This window comes from Streptomyces sp. NPDC050422, from assembly GCF_044458665.1.
GTDB lineage: Bacteria > Actinomycetota > Actinomycetes > Streptomycetales > Streptomycetaceae > Streptomyces.
Window position 1 is genome coordinate 287,689 of sequence record NZ_JBITIE010000002.1, and the last position, 16,671, is coordinate 304,359.

Here is a 16,671-nt window from a genome sequence, read left to right on the forward strand (position 1 = left end):
ATCAGTGTCACGTTACGGGCACGTACCGCACACGGCAGGGAACGGACGGTGGCATCACCATGGCCTCCCGCGTCAGGGACGAACGGGACCCGCAGCTCCAGGGGTTCAGGGAAGTGCAACGACTGGCGTATGCCTGCGCGGAAGCGGTCGCCGCCCGTATGAAACCGGGAGTGACGGAGCGCGAGGCGGCCCGGATGCAGCGCGAGTGGCTGCGCGAGCGCGGAGTGCGCGACTGGTTCCATCTCCCGTTCGCCTGGTTCGGGGACCGTACGGCGTTCGCCGGGTTCAAGGTGCCGTTGCAGTTCTTCCCGACCGGCCGGCAACTGGAGCCGGGGATGCCGTTCATTCTCGACATGGCTCCGGTGTACAAGGGATTCACGGCGGACATCGGGTACTCCGGCTGTCTCGGTCTCAATCCGCTGCACGACCGGTTGCTCGCCGATCTGGAGGCTCACCGTGGGCTGATCCTGCGCGAAGTGCGTGAGCGGCGCCCGCTGCGCGAGATCTACGAGGACGTCGACCGCCTGATGACCAGGCAGGGTTACGCCAACCGGCACCGCGCCTACCCGTTCGGGGTCATCGCGCACAAGGTCGGCCGGGTCGCCGAACGGCGTTGGTCGCCGCAGGTGTTCGGGTTCGGCACGCAGTCGCTCAAGGGGCTGCTGAGCGATGCGGTGCACGGGCACCGGGACGGCTGGTCGCCGCTCTGGAGCCCGTACCGCTTCTCGGACCATCCCCCGCAACCGGGTCTGTGGGCGGTCGAGCCACACCTCGGATTCCGGGGCACGGGTGCGAAGTTCGAGGAGATCCTGGTCGTCACCGACTCACGGGACCCCGAGCAGAGTGCCTTCTGGCTGGACGACGATCTGCCGCATGTGCGGCGCTGGGCCGAGGAGAGGGTGGCGGCGTGAGTCTGCGAGATCTGCCGGGGGCACGCGAGCGCCGGGTGTCCACGGGCGGCATCGACCTGTGCGTCGTCGAACTGGGTGATGCGACGCGGCCCACGATAGTGCTGGTGCACGGCTATCCGGACAGCAAGGAGGTCTGGACCCAGGTCGCGCGGCGGCTCGCCGCGGAGTGGCACGTCGTGCTGTACGACGTGCGCGGCCACGGCAGGTCGACGGCGCCCGTGCCGCTGCGGGGCGGGTTCACGCTGGAGAAGCTGACCGACGACTTCCTGGCCGTGGCCGACGCGGTGAGCCCGGACCGGCCGGTACACGTGGTCGGGCACGACTGGGGTTCGGTCCAGGCCTGGGAGTTCGCCACGGTCAGCCGCACCGAAGGCCGGATCGCCTCCTTCACCTCGATGTCCGGTCCGTCGCTGGACCACTTCGGGCACTGGATCAAGCAGCGGATGTCCCGGCCCACTCCGCGCCGGGTCGGCCAACTGCTGGGGCAGGGTGCCAAGTCCTGGTACGTGTACATGCTGCACACTCCGGTGCTGCCGGAGCTCGCCTGGCGGGGGCCGCTGGGCAAGCGGTGGCCCCGCATCCTGGAGCGGCTGGAGAAGGTGCCTCCGGGCGACTATCCGACGCCGTCCCTGCCGGACGACGCGGCACACGGGGCCTGGCTCTACCGGGACAACGTCCGCTCCCGGCTGCGCAGACCGCGCACCGACGCGTTCGCGCATGTCCCGGTCCAGCTGATCACTCCGACCGGCGACATATTCCTCTCGGAACAGCTCTACGACGAGCTCGACGCCTGGGTACCGCAGTTGACTCGGCGCTCACTGCCCGCCAGGCACTGGGTCCCGCGGACCAGGCCGGACCAGCTGGCCTCCTGGATCGGCGAGTTCGCGGCGGTCAACGAGGCGGCGCTGCAGGACGGTGTTCCCGTGCGGGACACCGCGCCGAAGGGGGCGTACGCGGACCGTTTCGGCGGACAGCTGGTCCTGGTGACGGGTGCGGCCGGCGGAATCGGGCGGGCCACGGCCTTCGCGTTCGCCGAGGCCGGTGCCCGTGTGGTGGCCGTGGACCGGGACGCGGAGGGGGCGAGAAGGACGGCGGAGCTGGCCCGGCTGATCGGTGCCCCGGCCGCCTGGGCCGAAACCGTGGACGTCAGCGACGAGCAGGCCATGGAGAAGCTCGCGGAGAAGGTCGCCACCGAGTACGGCATCGTCGATGTGCTGGTCAACAACGCGGGCATCGGGATCTCCGGTGCGTTCCTGGAGACGACGGCCGAGGAGTGGAAACGCGTCCTCGACGTGAATCTGTGGGGGGTCATCCACGGCTGTCGGCTCTTCGGCAAGCAGATGGCCGACCGCGGACAGGGCGGTCACATCGTCAACACGGCTTCTGCGGCGGCGTATCAGCCGTCCCGAGCCCTGCCGGCGTACAGCACGTCGAAAGCCGCTGTGCTGATGCTCAGCGAGTGCCTGCGCGCCGAGCTCGCCGAGAAGTCGATCGGGGTCAGCGCGATCTGCCCCGGCATCGTCAACACGAACATCACCGCCACCACGCGCTTCGCCGGCGCGGACGCGGCGGAGGAGAACCGCCTGCGGAAACGGACGAGCAAGCTGTACGGGATGCGTAACTACCCCCCGGAGAAGGTCGCCGACGCGATCCTCAGGGCGGTCGTGCGCAACCAGGCCGTCGTCCCGGTGACGCCGGAGTCCCACGCCGCCCGGTTCCTGTCCCGGCTCAGCCCGGGGGCGCTGCGCGGTATCGCCCGGCTGAAGCCGCCGCTGTGACCGCCGCCGGGGCGCCGGCGGCCGGCCGGGCAGCAGCCGAGTACCGGATCGAGGACCTCGCGCACGCCAGCGGCGCCACGGTCCGCACCATCCGCGCCTATCAGGACCGCGGGCTGCTGCCGACACCGGAGCGACGGGGCCGGGCCAATGTGTACCGGGACACCCATCTCGCCCGGCTCCGGCAGATCGCGGACCTGCTGGACCGCGGCTACACCCTGGCCAGCATCAAGGAGTTGCTGGAGGCGTGGGACACGGGGCGCGGTCTCGGCGGTGTGCTGGGGCTCGTCGCCGAGGTGCACGGGCCGTGGACGGACGAGCGGGCCGACCGCATTACCCGCGCGGAACTGCAAGTGCGGTTCGGCGGACGTCCCGACGACGAGGCGGTCGTCGAAGCGTTGGAACTGGGAGTGCTCGAACGCATCCCGGGCCGCGACGACGAGTTTCTGGTGCCAAGTCCGCAAGAGCTGGCGGTGGCGGTGGAGTTGTATGCCGCCGGGGTCCCACTGAGCGCAATCTCGGGGCATCTGCGGGAACTTCGCGGCCAGGTGGAGCAGATTGCCTCCCGTTTCCTGGAGTTCACGACCGAGCACGTCTTCGCCCGCTATCTCGGCCATCGCCCGCCGACAGACGCGGAAGCGGCCGAGGCGGCCTCGATGGTGCGCCGGCTCCGTCCGCTGGCCCAGCAGACGGTGGATGCCGAACTCGCGCGCGCGATGCGGACGTTCGCCACCCGCCATTTGGAACATCACCTCGCCGTCGAGCGCCCGTTCACCACACAGACGGCGGCGCCGGCGCCGGCCTCGATCACGCTCCCGGCCGCCACGATCAGCGCTGTGGAACGCCTGGTTGGGCGGGACGACGCCGGAACCTTCATCGCCGCTGCAGCCGAACGCGAGGTGCAAACAAGGACATTGGATGCACTTACCTCATCTCGCGGCAATGTAAAGATAGTTGACGAAAAGCCGTAATACGTACGGCACTTATCCACAGAACGGCCAAATTGCCTGTGGATAACCCAAGTTGGCTGTGGATCAAACCTGGAAGCGCACTTTACTGAGGGCCGGTCGCGAGGGAAGACGGGAGCCAAATCCGGATGCGCCGGACAGGACGTCCCGGGCAGGCTGTCGGGATGGATGAAAGACGCACCGTCAAGGTGTCCAAATACCTCTCGAAACACCTCCGGCATCAGCCCGAACGCATCGGTCTCACGCTGGACGCCAACGGCTGGGTGACGATCGAGGGGCTGTTGCGGGCCTCCGCCCGCCACCGCTTCCCGCTCACCCGAGCCGAGCTCGACCATGTCGTCGCGTCCAACGACAAGCAGCGCTTCGCCGTCGAGGGCGACCGCATTCGGGCCAGCCAGGGGCACACCGTCGAGGTGGACCTGGATCTGCCACCGGCCGACCCGCCCGCGTACCTCTACCACGGCACGGTAGGCCGGTCCCTGGACGCGATCCGCAGTGAGGGGCTGCGCCCGATGAACCGCACGCACGTCCACCTCTCACCCGACCGCGAGACGGCGACCCGCGTCGGGGCCCGGCGCGGCCGCCCCGTCGTCCTGTCCGTGGACACGGGCGCCATGCACCGGGCCGGACACATCTTCTACGTCAGCGCCAACGGGGTCTGGCTCACCGCCGCCGTGCCCCCGGAATTCCTGCGGCTGCCGGGCTGACACGGCGCCCGATCCGGCCACTCGCCCACCCCGCCACTCGCCCGGCCCGGCCACTCGCCCACGCCGGCTACTCGCCCGGTCCGGCCGTCTCACCCTTCCGGCTGCCGCCCGGCCACGGTCGCTAGCCCGCGAGCTGGGTCAGGCCCTGCGTGACGATGCGCTCGAAGAGCTCCTCGTCCGCCACCGCAGCGGAGAACCCCGGGCTGCCGTCAGGCACCGGTGCGTGGATCACGATCTCGGTGAAGCCGAGCTCCGCATACCTGCCGACGAAGTCCACGAACGCGTCCACGGAGGTGAACGGCCCGCCCCGGCCCCCGGCGAGATCCGGGTTGAACTCCGGTGTGAAGCCGGTGAGCAGGATCTTGTCCAGCTCGTCCACGTCCCTGTCGTTCTCGGCACAGGCCTTGCCCAGCCTGGCGACCTGACCACGGACCGCGTCGAGCGACTCTGCCGCGCTGCCCGCCTCGTACAGCTTCGGATCACCCGTGGTCACCCACGCCTGCCCGTACTGTGCGGCGAGTGTGAGCCCGCGCGGCCCTGTCGCGGCAACGGCGAAGGGCAGCCGCGGCAGTTGCGCGCAGCCCGGAACGTTCCGGGCTGCGGTGGCCGCGTAGAACGCGCCCTCACGTGTCAGCCCGGCCGGCTCGCGGAGCAGCCCGTCCAGCAGCGGCACGAACTCGCCGAACCTGTCAGCCCGCTCGCGCGGCGTCCACGGCTGCTCGTCGCCCCGCAGGAGCGTCGTCGCGTCGAAGCCGTTGCCACCGGCGCCGATACCCAGTGTGATGCGGCCACCGGAGATGTCGTCGAGCGAGATGAGTTCCTTGGCCAGCGTGACCGGGTGCCGGAAGTTGGGCGAGGTCACGAGCGTGCCCAAACGCATACGCTGCGTTACGATCGCCGCTGCCGTCAGCGTGGGTACCGCTCCGAACCACGGCCCGTCGCGGAAGCTGCGCCAGGACAGGTGGTCGTAGGTATAGGCGGCGTGGAAACCGAGTTCCTCGGCGCGCTGCCACTTCGCCCGGCCTCCTTCATGCCAGCGGTCGACAGGGAGGATCACGGTGCTCAGACGCAGACTCATGCCCACGAGCCTACGTCCGTCGGATCAGAGGCCAGGCCCCGGTACGGCCGCCTTCGGACTGTTCTGCCGGCTACTCGCCCTGTCGCCAGACCGCAGTGAGAGCTGCGATCAGATCGGTCTCGGCCGGTGCCGCGGGCCACCATTCGCCGTCGTCGTCCAAGAGGTAGGGGTACCAGCGGGCGTCGAGGCCCAGACGGAGCTGGATGCCGTGGTCGGTGAGGGTGAGTCGGTTGCGCCAGCCCCTGAGGTGAGCGTGTGTGGTGGCCATCTCGGCGAGGGCCGTGTTCAGGGCGGTGCGGGCTGCGGTCATCACCACTGGGTCAGGGGTGTGGGGCTGTTCGGCGACGGTGATGCCATGGGGGCCGCCGAAACGCCAGGCACGGGTGAGACGGGCGAACGCGGTCGGCTTGGCGCCGGTGTTCTGGATCAGGTGATGGAACCACTCGGGTCCGGGGCTGCTCGCCGCGATCCTTACCGCGTCCTGGTGCTGGGTCAGGTACAGGCTGGCGGTGTCGCCCGTGAGCAGGCGCTCGGCGCGTGCGGCGGCGTCGGCCATGAGGCGCTCCAGGTCCGTGGCAGCCAGGCCGGTCTTGGGCGGCGGGGCGACGGGCAGCGCGAAGGCATGGGCAGCAGGGGCCGGGGGCCGGGGAAGTTCGGGTGCGTGTTCGGCCCAGCGTGCGTACGCGGCGGCCGCCGGAATGCCGGTCGGGGCCTGTGAGGTGGTGGTCTCCTGGGCTGTCGTGCGGCGTGCGCGCAGCTGAGCGAGGATCTCGTCGCGATCGCGGCCCCGCAGCGCGAAGATCACGAAGGGGTCGGCGTCGATGGTGGCGGCGACGGCGTAGCAGAGCGCGGCGGCATGCTTGCAGGGGTAGCCCCAGTCGGGGCAGGAACACTCGGGGTCGAACTCGGTGGCTCGGGGCAGCAGCGGCACGTCTGACTGGCGGGCGTCATCGACGAGTTCGGCCGGCATTTCGCCGTCGAGGAGCGCGGCGACATGCCCGGCGCGGGCCGCGATCGTGTCCAGCAGGGTGTCCCACTGGGCGTCGTTAAGGACGGGCAGGTGGACCGCTGAGCGGTACGGGCGCGGCTCGCTGCCCTGGACAGCGGCCTTGATCCGGCCCGGGGCGACGTTGATCGAGCCGACCATCCCCTTGCGGGCATAGGTGCGTCCGCGTGACAGACGTCCGGCGTCCAGGGTGGAGTCCTCCAGGGACGTCACCCATGCCTGGCCCCACCAGGTCGCGGCGAAGGCTCGCTTGCCGCGGGCGGGTGCACGGCGCGGGCCCGGGAGCGAGGGGCTCATGGCTGCTTCCCCAGGACTACGAGTTCGGCGAGGTCGGCGTCGGACAGTTCGGTCAGGGCGGCCTCGCCCGAGCCGATCACGGCGTCGGCTAGCGCTCGCTTGGATTCCAGTAGCTTCGCCACCTTGTCCTCCACGGTTCCCTCTGCAAGGAGCTTGTGCACCTGAACGGGTTTGTCCTGGCCGATGCGGTACGCGCGATCGGTTGCCTGGTCCTCGACCGCCGGGTTCCACCACCGGTCGTAGTGCACGACGTGTGTGGCGCGAGTGAGGTTGAGTCCAGTGCCCGCAGCCTTCAACGACAGGAGAAACACCGGTACTTCACCCCGCTGAAAGCATTCCACCATGTCCTCGCGCCGGGCGACGGGCGTGCCACCGTGCAGGAAGAGGGTGGGGACACCGCGTTCGGCGAGGTGCTTCTCCAGGAGGGTCGCCATCTGCTTGTACTGGGTGAAGACCAGCACCGACTCGCCCTCGGCGGTGATGGTATCGATCAGTTCGTCGAGCAGGTCCAGCTTGCTGGAGCGGCCACGTACCGGCGTGGACTGACGCAAGTACTGGGCGGGGTGGTTACAGATCTGCTTCAGAGCAGTGAGCAGCTTCAGCACCAGTCCGCGCCGGGCAATGCCATCGGCTTCCGCGATCTTCTCCATGGTCTCGCGGACCACCGCCTCGTACAGACCTGCCTGCTCGGCCGTCAGCGGCACGACGCGGTCGGTCTCGGTCTTGGGCGGCAGTTCGGGCGCGATGCCCGGGTCGGACTTCTTGCGGCGCAGAAGGAAGGGACGCACGAGACGGGACAGGCGCTCGGCTGCCTCAGGGTCCTCGCCCGTCTCGACCGGGCGGGCGTACCGGTCGCGGAAGGCGGTGAGCGGGCCGAGGAGTCCGGGGGTGGTCCAGTCCAGGAGCGCCCACAGCTCGGAGAGATTGTTCTCCACGGGCGTGCCCGTGAGAGCGACGCGGGCCCGGGCGGGCAGGGCCCGCAGTTCGCGGGCGGTGACGGCGTAGGGATTCTTGACGTGCTGGGCCTCGTCCGCGGTGACCAGCGACCAGGCGGTCTCGGCGAGCACTTCACGGTCACGCCTCAGCACCCCGTAGGTGACCAGGACGATCTCGTCGTCGGCCAGATCCTTGAGGTGGCGGTCGCCGCCGTGGTAGCGGCGTACGGGTGTGGCCGGCGCGAACCTTGCCGCCTCCCGCTGCCAGTTGCCGAGCAAGGAGGTGGGGCAGACGACGAGGGTAGGGCCCGCAGTGGCGGGGTCGGTCTGGCGGTGCAGGTGGAGGGCGAGCAGGGTGATGGTCTTGCCCAGGCCCATATCGTCGGCGAGACAGCCGCCGAGGCCGAGCTCGCACATCTCGGCCAACCAGGCGAGGCCCCGCTTCTGGTAGTCGCGCAACGTGGCCTTGAGCGCGACGGGCTGCGGAGCGGGATCGGAGGAATCGGGATCGCGGATACGGCCGACGAGGTCGCCGAGCGCACCGACCGCTGTGCAGGGGACCGGCTGGCCGCCCTTGTCCACCTCGCCGGTCAGCGCGGCGCTCAGTGCCTCCATGGGGGTGAGCGGTTCCATCCGACGGCGCTTGGCCCGGGCGACCAGCTTCGGGTCGGCGACCACCCACTGGTCGCGCAACCGGATGAGGGGGCGGCGCGCCTCCGCGAGGGCGTTCATCTCGGCCTCGGTGAGCGGATCGTCGCCCAGCGAGAGCCTCCAGTGGAAGTCCAGGAGAGCATCCGCGCCGAGGAGACCGCCCGCGCTGGAGCCGGGCGCGGTGCGCTGTCCGATCTCCGCGGTCGCGGTAAGTGCCTTGACCAGCTCGCGCGGCCAGTGCACGTCGATACCCGCCGCGCGCAAAGCGTCGGTGGCATCCCCCAGCAGGTCGATGGCTTCGTCATCGGCAAGTCGGAGCTGATCGGGAGCGGCTTCCTTGAGGAGCCTCTGCAGCGGGGACCAGACACGGGCGCCGCGGCGCAGTGCGAGCAGCGTCTCGGTCTCGGCGCGCGGGCCGAGCAGCCTTTCCGCTTCGGCCGGCTCGCTCCACAGCCGTGCGGCCTCGACGACAAGCGCCGGATCCGCCGCGGTGTGCACCTGCAGGACCGCCCGGAACTGTTGACGCCGCCCCTCTGGTACGTCGACGCGCAGCGAGACACGAACCTCTGCGGTGAACGCGGCGGCGGTCTCCTCGGCCCACGCACGCAAGGCAGGCACCGCACGCACCTCGCGCCATGCGTACGGCAGCGCCCCCATGGCGAGCGGAGCAGCCGGGCTACGGACCAGGTCGTCGGCGGCCGCGTCACAGAACTGGCTCACCAGAGCGGCTGGTTCGACGATTCGCACCGGGCCCGGGCAGGGCTCGGGCAGGCAGTGGGCATGGGGCGGGAAGGCGGCAGCCAGGCCATCCAGCGCCTGCCGCTGAGTGGCGGTGAAGGGGCCCGCCTGCCAGGTGTCGTAGCCGGCCGGGGTAAGGGCGGGGTGGAGGCGGCCGTCGGCAAGCAGTCGCAGCGCGAAACGGGCCGCGGCCTGCCAAGCGGCTCCGGAGGGATGCGCCGGCACGGCTCCGGCCAGAGCGGAAACGGCAACGGCGGGGGAAAGCGCGTAACCCTCCACCCTGCGTCGCCGGACCGAACGGCCGTGCGGCAGTACCAGCTCCACCGCATCGGTCTCGACGCCTGCGGGCGCTGCACCATTCCAGGCAGCCGCCCCGGCGGGCTTCCACAGCAGCAGCCGCCCGAGCCGGGCGGGCTCACCGGGCAGGAACACCGCTGCCCAGCCTCGGTCGAGCAGTTCCCTGGCGAAGGCGCCCACTTCCGGCATGGCCAGCGGCGGCGCACTTCGCCCGCCCGTACCGGGCTCCCGCACGATGACCCGTGCCACTCTCGACCGCCTCACTGCTGTCCGAAGGCCCCTCTGCGCGGCCCGCCACCAAAGCGACCGGGTGCACGTTCTCAGCACACCAAGCGCTGCCGCCCACTCGCAAGTTCGGGCCTTGCCTTCACCCCAGGAAGGAGACCTTGCGGCTGAGGACTACGGCCCCTGAGCCGCGGTACGGCAGCGGCTATGAGCGCCCGTCGCCACCGTAGGCAAGACCCCCACGTGGCACCGCCGGAAAGCAGGACCGCTTCGGTTCAGCCCGTGATAGGTGAAAAGGGCTTGACTGAGGTCACGAGCGTCCCCAGCCGCAGACGCGAGGTGGCGCAGGCGGCCGCCGTCAGGGTGGGGAGGGCGCCGAACCACGGCCGGTCGCGGAAGGCACGCCAGGCCAGGTGGTCATAGGTGTACGCGGCGTGCAGGCCAAGTTCCTCGGCGCGCTGCCACTGCGAGCGCCCACCCTCGTGCCAGCGGCGGACGGGCAGGATGACAGTGCTGAGGCGCGGAGTGGTGCTCATGGCCCAGAGTTTACGGTGGGCCGCCCGGCCCCACCCCTTCCGCAGGCTTCCTCGCAGGGCGGCTGCACGAAGGGGAAGCGGTACGCGAAAATCCTCCGACATATGCCAGAGGAATGTTCCCCTGCTCAGGGGCGTACGCACTCATATGTGCGCCCCTGCGCACGCTCGTGCACCCTCGTACGCGAGAATGGACCGGTGACCTCAGCTACCGAACAGCCCGTTCCTGCCGCTCCCCGGCTGATCGCCACCGATCTGGACGGCACCCTCCTGCGCGACGACAAGACCGTCTCGGACCGCACGGTCGCGGCGCTCGCCGCGGCCGAGGAGGCCGGGATCGAGGTCTTCTTCGTCACCGGCCGGCCCGCCCGCTGGATGGACGTCGTCAGCGATCACGTGCACGGCCACGGGCTGGCGATCTGCGCCAACGGAGCCGCCGTCGCCGACCTGCACGCGGGCGGCAGGCTGCTGAAGGTGCGAGCCCTGGAGCGCCCGACCGCCCTCGACGTCGTACACAAGTTGCGCGCGGCCGCCCCCGGCACTTCGTTCGCCGTCGAACTGGCCACCGGTATCCACTACGAACCGGCCTACCCGCCCTTCCACCTGGACCCGGGCGCCACGGTCGCCGTCGCCGAGAAGCTGCTCCACGAGGAGACGCCGGGCACCGGCGCCCCCGTGCTGAAGCTCCTTGCCCACCACGGAGAACTGGCCCCGGACGACTTCCTCGCCCTGGCACGCACGGTGGCCGGCGACGGGGCGTCCTTCACCCGGTCCAGCCCCACTGCGCTCCTGGAGGTCAGCGGGCCCGGCGTCTCCAAGGCCAGCACGCTGGAGCTCTGCTGCGCCGAACGCGGCATCTCGTCCGCGGAGGTCGTCGCCTTCGGCGACATGCCGAACGACGTGGAGATGCTGAGCTGGGCAGGCACGTCGTACGCGATGGGCAACGCGCACCCGGCCGCTCTGGCGGCGGCCACCGGCCGTACGGTCACCAACAACGAGGACGGCGTCGCGGTCGTCATCGAGCGGATCATCGCCGAACGTGTCCGCCCGCGCATGGAGCGCTGAAGGACCCGCTCCCCCCGGCCCCGGACGGTCAGAGCGGCGCCTGCCAGACCACCTTCGTACCGGCGCCGTTCTCCCCGATCCCGGGCCCGAACCAACTGGCCCCGCCGAGTGATTCCGCCCGGCGGGCCAGGTTCCGCAGCCCGCTGCGCCGGCCGCCCGCCGGAATGCCCACCCCGTCGTCGGCGACCGACAGCCGCACCGCGTCCTGTCCGTCGGGCAGCGTGGCGGTCGCGTCGACGACCACATCGATCCGTGACGCATCGGCGTGCCGGAAGGCGTTGGACAGCGCCTCCCGGAGGGCCGCGATCAGATTCTTGCCGGTCAGCTCACCGACCAGGGAGTCGACCGGACCGAGGAAGCGGTGGGACGGTTTGAAGCCCAGCGGGACCGCCGCCATGTTGATCTCGCGCAGAACGCGGGTGCGCAGCCCCGAGGGCACCTCGGCCGGCTCCTGCTGCAGCGCGAAGATCGCGGTACGGATCTCCTGGATGGTCACGTCCAGTTCGTCGACCGCCCTGCCCACCCCGGTCTGCACCTCCGGCACATCCGACCGGCGCTGTGCACTCTCCAGCATCATCCCGGTGGCGAACAGCCGCTGGATGACCAGGTCGTGCAGGTCACGGGCGATGCGGTCGCGGTCCTCGTAGACCGCGAGCCGCTCCCGGTCGCGCTGCGCCTCGGCCATCATGAGCGCCAGCGCGGCCTGCGAGGCGAACTGGGAGGCGAGGGTCCGCTCGGTCTCCGTGAACGGCCGGCCCCCCTTGGCTCGCGGTGTGGCGAGTGCGCCCAGCACGCGGCCCCCGCTGTGCAGCGGGAGCATCATGCTCGGTCCGAAGCACTCCGCCAGCCTGGTGATCATGCGGGGGTCGGTGGCCGAGTCGTCGATGAAGACCGCCTCACCGTTCAACAGCCTCGCCACCACGGGGCTGTGCGCCGGAATGATCACTCCGAGCGAGGCGGAGGGGTCGTCCGCGGAGACGGCGACGATCTCCAGCCCCCCGTCCTCGGCCGGCAACAGCACGATGCCGGCCGCGGATCCGGCGAGATGGCGGGCCTGCTCGGCGACCACGGAGAGCGCGTCGTCGGCGTCCCCGCCGGACAGCAGGGCGGTGGTCACGGCCACCGAACCGTCGATCCACCGCTCGCGCTGCATGGCCGCCTCGTACAGCCGCGCATTGCCGATGGCGATACCGGCCTCGGTCGCCAGTACGCGGACCATGTGCAGGTCGTAGTCGTTGAACTCGCCGCCGCCGGTCTTCTCGGTCAGGTACAGGTTGCCGAAGATCTCCCCCTGGACGCGGATCGGGACGCCGAGGAACGTGCGCATCGGTGGATGGCCCGGTGGGAAGCCCGCGAACCGCGGGTCGGCCGTCAGGTCGGCCAGCCGCAGGGGGCGCGGGTCGTGGATGAGGGCGCCGAGCAGTCCCTGGTGCCCGTCCGGCCGGTGCCCGATCCTGCGCGCCACGGCCTCGGAGGCTCCGTACGTGACGAAGTCCGACAGCCCCTCGCCTTCCTCGTCCACCACGCCGATGGCCGCGTAGCGGGAGTGCGCCAGTTCGGCGGCCGTCTCGCAGATCCGGTCGAGCGTGGAGTGCAGTTCGAGACCCGTGCCCACCGATCGCATCGCTTCGAGCAGCCGCGGCACACGGGCGGTGAGTTCGGTGGACAGGCCCTGCAGACTGCGGGTCGCCTCCGTCGCCGCGTCCAGCGAGTCCGTCGTCGGCCGCGACGGCTCCAGAGGGTCGCTCGCCCCCTGCGGATCCTTTGAGCCGTTCGGGCCTTGCGCGTGCTCCGGGTGGTTCGGGTCCGGCTCTGACATACCCAGAGCGTAGTTAGTCCTTTTTCGGGGGGAAAGTCGAGATCCAGAGGCAGTACGGATTCTCAGGCACGCGCACCCACCGGCTCATCCAAACCGACCGTGGTCTCCCGTTCACGCTCCAGCATCCGCCGCAACGGTCCGTCCACCGCTACGAGGGCGTCGTACGGGCCGCGCTGCACGACGGCGCCCGCCTCCAGCACCACCACCTCGTCGACGGCGTCCAGCCCTTCGAGACGGTGGGTGATCAGTACGGTCGTACGCCCCTGAGTGGCCGCCAGCAGGTCCGCGGTCAGGGCGTCGGCCGTAGCCAGGTCGAGGTGCTCGGCCGGCTCGTCCAGGACCAGTACGGGGAAGTCCGCGAGGAGCGCCCGGGCCAGCGCGAGCCGCTGACGCTGACCGCCGGACAGGCGGGCACCGTGCTCACCGACCAGCGTGTCCAGACCGTCCGGCAACGCCTGCGCCCAGTCGAGCAGCCGGGCCCGCCCGAGGGCGTCGAGCAGTTCGCCGTCCGTCGCACCGGTACGGGCCAGCCGCAGGTTCTCCCGGATGGAGCTGTCGAAGATGTGGGCGTCCTGGGCACAGAGGCCGACGAAGCGCCGGACCGTGTCCCCGTCCAGCGCGGACGCATCCACCCCGCCGAGCCGGTACGTCCCCGTCCGCGCGTCCAGGAAGCGGAGCAGGACCTGGGCCAGCGTGGTCTTCCCGGAACCGGACGAGCCCACCACCGCGATGCGCCGGCCGGCCTCCAGCGTGAGGTCGACGGAGTCCAGCGCATCGTGGCCGGCTCCCGCGTACCGGGCGGACAGGCCCCGGACCTCCAGGGGAAAGGGCGACGCGGGAGCCTCGGCCGGGGCGGCGGGTTCCTCCACCGGCACCGGGGCGTCCAGCACCTCGAACACCCGCTCCGCGCTCCGCCTGACCCGCTGCCGGTACTGCACGGCGAGCGGCAGAGCGGTCACGGCTTCGAAGGCGGCCAGTGGGGTGAGGACGACCACGGCGAGTTCCACCCCGGCCAGCCTGCCGTCGGCCACCGCGGGAAGGGCGACGAGGGCGGCCGCGACCACCGTGAGGCCGGCGACCAGGGCGCCGAGGCCGCCGCCGAGCGCGGTGGCGGTCGCCGCGCGGGCGGCGATCCGGGTCAGCACCCCGTCGGCCTCCCGGGTCCGGGCCAGGCGCCCCGGAAGCGCACCCGCGACGGTCAGCTCGGCGGTCCCGCCGAGCAGGTCGGTGACCCGGGTGGCCAGATCGGCCCGGGCGGGCGCCAGGCGGCGCTCCGCGTGCCGGGCGCAGGCTCCGCTGACGAGCGGGACGCCAACCCCGGCCAGCACCAGTCCGGCGGCCAGCACGAGGCCCGCCTCGGGCAGCAGCCAAGCGGTGAAGCCGGCGGCTCCCGCGCCCACGACCACCGCGGTCCCCGCGGGCAGCAGCCACCGCAGCCAGTAGTCCTGAAGGGCGTCCACATCGGCGACGAGCCGCGAGAGCAGGTCTCCCCGGCGGGTCCGGCGCAGCCCCGCGGGCGCGATGCGCTCCAGGCTTCGGTAGACGCCGACGCGGAGCTCCGCGAGCATCCGGAGCACGGCGTCGTGCGAGACGAGGCGCTCGGCATAGCGGAAGACCGCCCGCCCGATACCGAACGCACGGGTCGCCGTCACAGCCACCATCAGATAAAGCACCGGGGGCTGTTCGGAGGCGCGGGAGATCAGCCAGCCGGAAACAGCCATGAGCCCGACGGCCGAACCCAGCGCGAGACTTCCCAGCAACAGAGCCAGCAGCAGCCTGCCGCGCTGTGCGCCGGCGGCCTCCCTCACCCGGGTGAGCACGTGCCCGGCCCCCGCTGTCGTGTCCCGCAGCACCTCCGGTCCACCCGACGGCTCGGGCGCCGCGGCGACGGTTCGTTGGCCCGGCTCCGGCACCACGACGGCTCCCCGCGCACCCATCGGATCCGCCCCCGCGACCGATGCCACATCCTGCACCGCGACCGATGCCACATCCGCCACCCGCTCGGCCACTCCGGCCGGCGCCAGCTTCACCACCCGGTCGGCCACCGACAGAAGCGCCGGCCGGTGCACGACGAGCAGCACGGTCCGGCCCACAGCCAGCCGTCGTACCGCCTCGACGATGCCTGCCTCCGACTCACCGTCCAGGCTCGCCGTCGGCTCGTCGAGCAGCAGTACCGGCCGGTCGGCGAGGAACGCCCGGGCGAGCGCGATCCGCTGGCGCTGCCCGGCGGAGAGCCCCGCACCGTCCTCACCGATGAGCGTGCCGGCGCCGTCCGGCAGCGCCGTCACGAAGTCGTACGCCCCGGCGTCGCGCAGCGCGGCCGTCACCGCGCTGTCGTCCGCCCCCGGCCTGGCCAGCCGGACGTTCTCCGCGATCGTGCCCGCGAAGAGGTGCGGGCGCTGCGGCACCCAGGCGATCCGCTCGCGCCAGCGCTCGGGGGAGAGCGCAGCCAGATCGGTCCCGCCGACCCTCACCCGGCCCTCGTCGGGCTCCACGAATCCCAGCACCACGTTCAGCAGGGTGGACTTGCCGACGCCGCTCGGACCGACCAGCGCGACGGTCTCCCCCTCGTCGACCACCAGCGAGGCCGCGGCGAGCGAGGGTTCGGTGCGCCCGGTGTGCCGGACGGTCACGTCTTCCAGCTCCAGCCGCAGCGAGCCGGGGACGTCCTGCGTACCGCCCGTGCGCGGCTCGGTCTCCAGGACGGCGAAGATCTCCTCCGCGGCCGAGAGTCCCTCGGCCGCCGCGTGGTACTGCGCACCCACCTGCCGGATCGGCAGATAGGCCTCGGGCGCGAGGATCAGCACCACCAGACCGGTGTAGAGGTCGAGTTCGCCGTGCACGAGCCGCATACCGATGGTCACGGCGACGAGCGCCACCGACAGCGTCGCCAGGAGTTCCAGGGCGAACGACGACAGGAAGGCGATCCGCAGGGTGCGCAGGGTGGCCTGCCGGTACTGCGAGGTGATGGTGCGGATGGACTCGGCCTGGGCCTTGGCCCGGCCGAAGACCTTCAGCGTCGGCAGGCCCGCGACCACGTCGAGGAAGTGCCCGGAGAGCCGGGAGAGCAGTCGCCACTGCCGGTCCATCCGCGACTGGGTCGCCCAGCCGATCAGGATCATGAAGAGCGGGATGAGCGGCAGCGTGACGACGATGATCGCCGCCGAGATCCAGTCCTCGGTGACGACCCTGGCCAGCACCGCCACCGGAACCACCACCGCGAGTCCGAGCTGCGGAAGGTAGCGCGCGAAGTAGTCGTCGAGCGCGTCGATTCCCCGGGTGGCGAGAGCCACCAGCGAGCCGGTGCGCTGCCCGCCGAGCCAGTCCGGTCCCAGCTCTGCCGCCCGGGCGAGCAGGCGCCCGCGCAGTTCGGACTTGACGGCCGCACCGGCCCGGTAGGCGGCCAGTTCGGTGAGCCAGGAGACCAGGGCCCGGCCGAGTGCGACCGCGGCAAGCAGAAGGAGCGGCGTGCGCAGCTCCGTACCGGTGAGACCTTTCTCGAAGCCGCCCACCACCACTTCGGCGACGAGCATGGCCTGGGCGATGACCAACGCCGCTCCGGCCACCCCGAGTGCCACCACCGCTGCCAGGAACAGGCGGGTGGCACGGGCGTGACGGAGCAGACGCGGATCGATCGGTTTCACGTGAAACACCCCATGGGGTTCG

The 16,671-nt window shown here is 71.3% G+C and carries 10 protein-coding genes and 1 pseudogene; 5 read left to right on the forward strand and 6 right to left on the reverse strand.

The features are described 5' to 3' along the window. The first annotated feature begins 59 nt into the window (after positions 1–59). From ACIBJG_RS04010 to ACIBJG_RS04025, 4 genes are all read left to right on the forward strand, one after another. Positions 60–911 carry a M24 family metallopeptidase gene (locus ACIBJG_RS04010; protein ID WP_399303645.1) on the forward strand — a complete coding sequence of 284 codons (852 nt, stop codon included), beginning with the start codon at positions 60–62 and terminating at the stop codon, positions 909–911. Further along, positions 908–2,689: an SDR family oxidoreductase gene (locus ACIBJG_RS04015; RefSeq protein ID WP_399303647.1), complete on the forward strand. Its 1,782-nt coding sequence runs from the start codon at positions 908–910 to the stop codon at positions 2,687–2,689. Before ACIBJG_RS04010 ends, ACIBJG_RS04015 begins: the two co-directional genes overlap by 4 nt. Further along, positions 2,686–3,657, forward strand: coding sequence for a MerR family transcriptional regulator (locus tag ACIBJG_RS04020; protein ID WP_399303649.1), 972 nt, complete (start codon positions 2,686–2,688; stop codon positions 3,655–3,657). The genes ACIBJG_RS04015 and ACIBJG_RS04020 overlap by 4 nt, the downstream gene beginning before the upstream one ends. Before the next feature lie 161 nt (positions 3,658–3,818). Then, positions 3,819–4,361, forward strand: a complete 543-nt coding sequence (locus ACIBJG_RS04025; RefSeq protein ID WP_399303651.1) for an RNA 2'-phosphotransferase — start codon at positions 3,819–3,821, stop codon at positions 4,359–4,361. 121 nt (positions 4,362–4,482) lie between these two features. On the opposite strand, the gene ACIBJG_RS04030 is transcribed toward ACIBJG_RS04025, so the two are convergent. The 4 genes and pseudogenes from ACIBJG_RS04030 to ACIBJG_RS04045 all read right to left on the reverse strand — a co-directional run. After that, positions 4,483–5,439, reverse strand: coding sequence for an LLM class flavin-dependent oxidoreductase (locus tag ACIBJG_RS04030; RefSeq protein ID WP_399303653.1), 957 nt, complete (start codon positions 5,437–5,439; stop codon positions 4,483–4,485). A gap of 70 nt (positions 5,440–5,509) precedes the next feature. Continuing rightward, positions 5,510–6,742 carry an SWIM zinc finger family protein gene (locus ACIBJG_RS04035; protein WP_399303655.1) on the reverse strand — a complete coding sequence of 411 codons (1,233 nt, stop codon included), beginning with the start codon at positions 6,740–6,742 and terminating at the stop codon, positions 5,510–5,512. Then, positions 6,739–9,552, reverse strand: a complete 2,814-nt coding sequence (locus tag ACIBJG_RS04040; RefSeq protein ID WP_399303871.1) for a DEAD/DEAH box helicase — start codon at positions 9,550–9,552, stop codon at positions 6,739–6,741. The genes ACIBJG_RS04035 and ACIBJG_RS04040 overlap by 4 nt, the downstream gene beginning before the upstream one ends. 317 nt (positions 9,553–9,869) lie before the next feature. Further along, positions 9,870–10,124, reverse strand: a pseudogene (locus ACIBJG_RS04045) (LLM class flavin-dependent oxidoreductase); the annotation flags it as partial. A 195-nt stretch (positions 10,125–10,319) separates the two neighbouring features. On the opposite strand from ACIBJG_RS04045, the gene ACIBJG_RS04050 reads away from it, so the two are divergent. After that, positions 10,320–11,186: an HAD hydrolase family protein gene (locus ACIBJG_RS04050; RefSeq protein ID WP_399303657.1), complete on the forward strand. Its 867-nt coding sequence runs from the start codon at positions 10,320–10,322 to the stop codon at positions 11,184–11,186. Between the two features lie 28 nt (positions 11,187–11,214). Here the strand turns inward: ACIBJG_RS04050 and ACIBJG_RS04055 are convergent, their stop codons facing one another. Together ACIBJG_RS04055 and cydD are read right to left on the reverse strand one after the other, a co-directional pair. Then, the gene (locus tag ACIBJG_RS04055) at positions 11,215–13,005 is read right to left on the reverse strand and encodes a GAF domain-containing protein (protein WP_399303659.1); all 1,791 of its coding nucleotides are present in this window, start codon (positions 13,003–13,005) and stop codon (positions 11,215–11,217) included. Between the two features lie 62 nt (positions 13,006–13,067). After that, a complete protein-coding gene (gene cydD / locus ACIBJG_RS04060; protein WP_399303661.1) occupies positions 13,068–16,649 on the reverse strand; it encodes a thiol reductant ABC exporter subunit CydD in 3,582 nt (1,193 codons plus the stop codon). Positions 16,650–16,671: the final 22 nt, after the last annotated feature.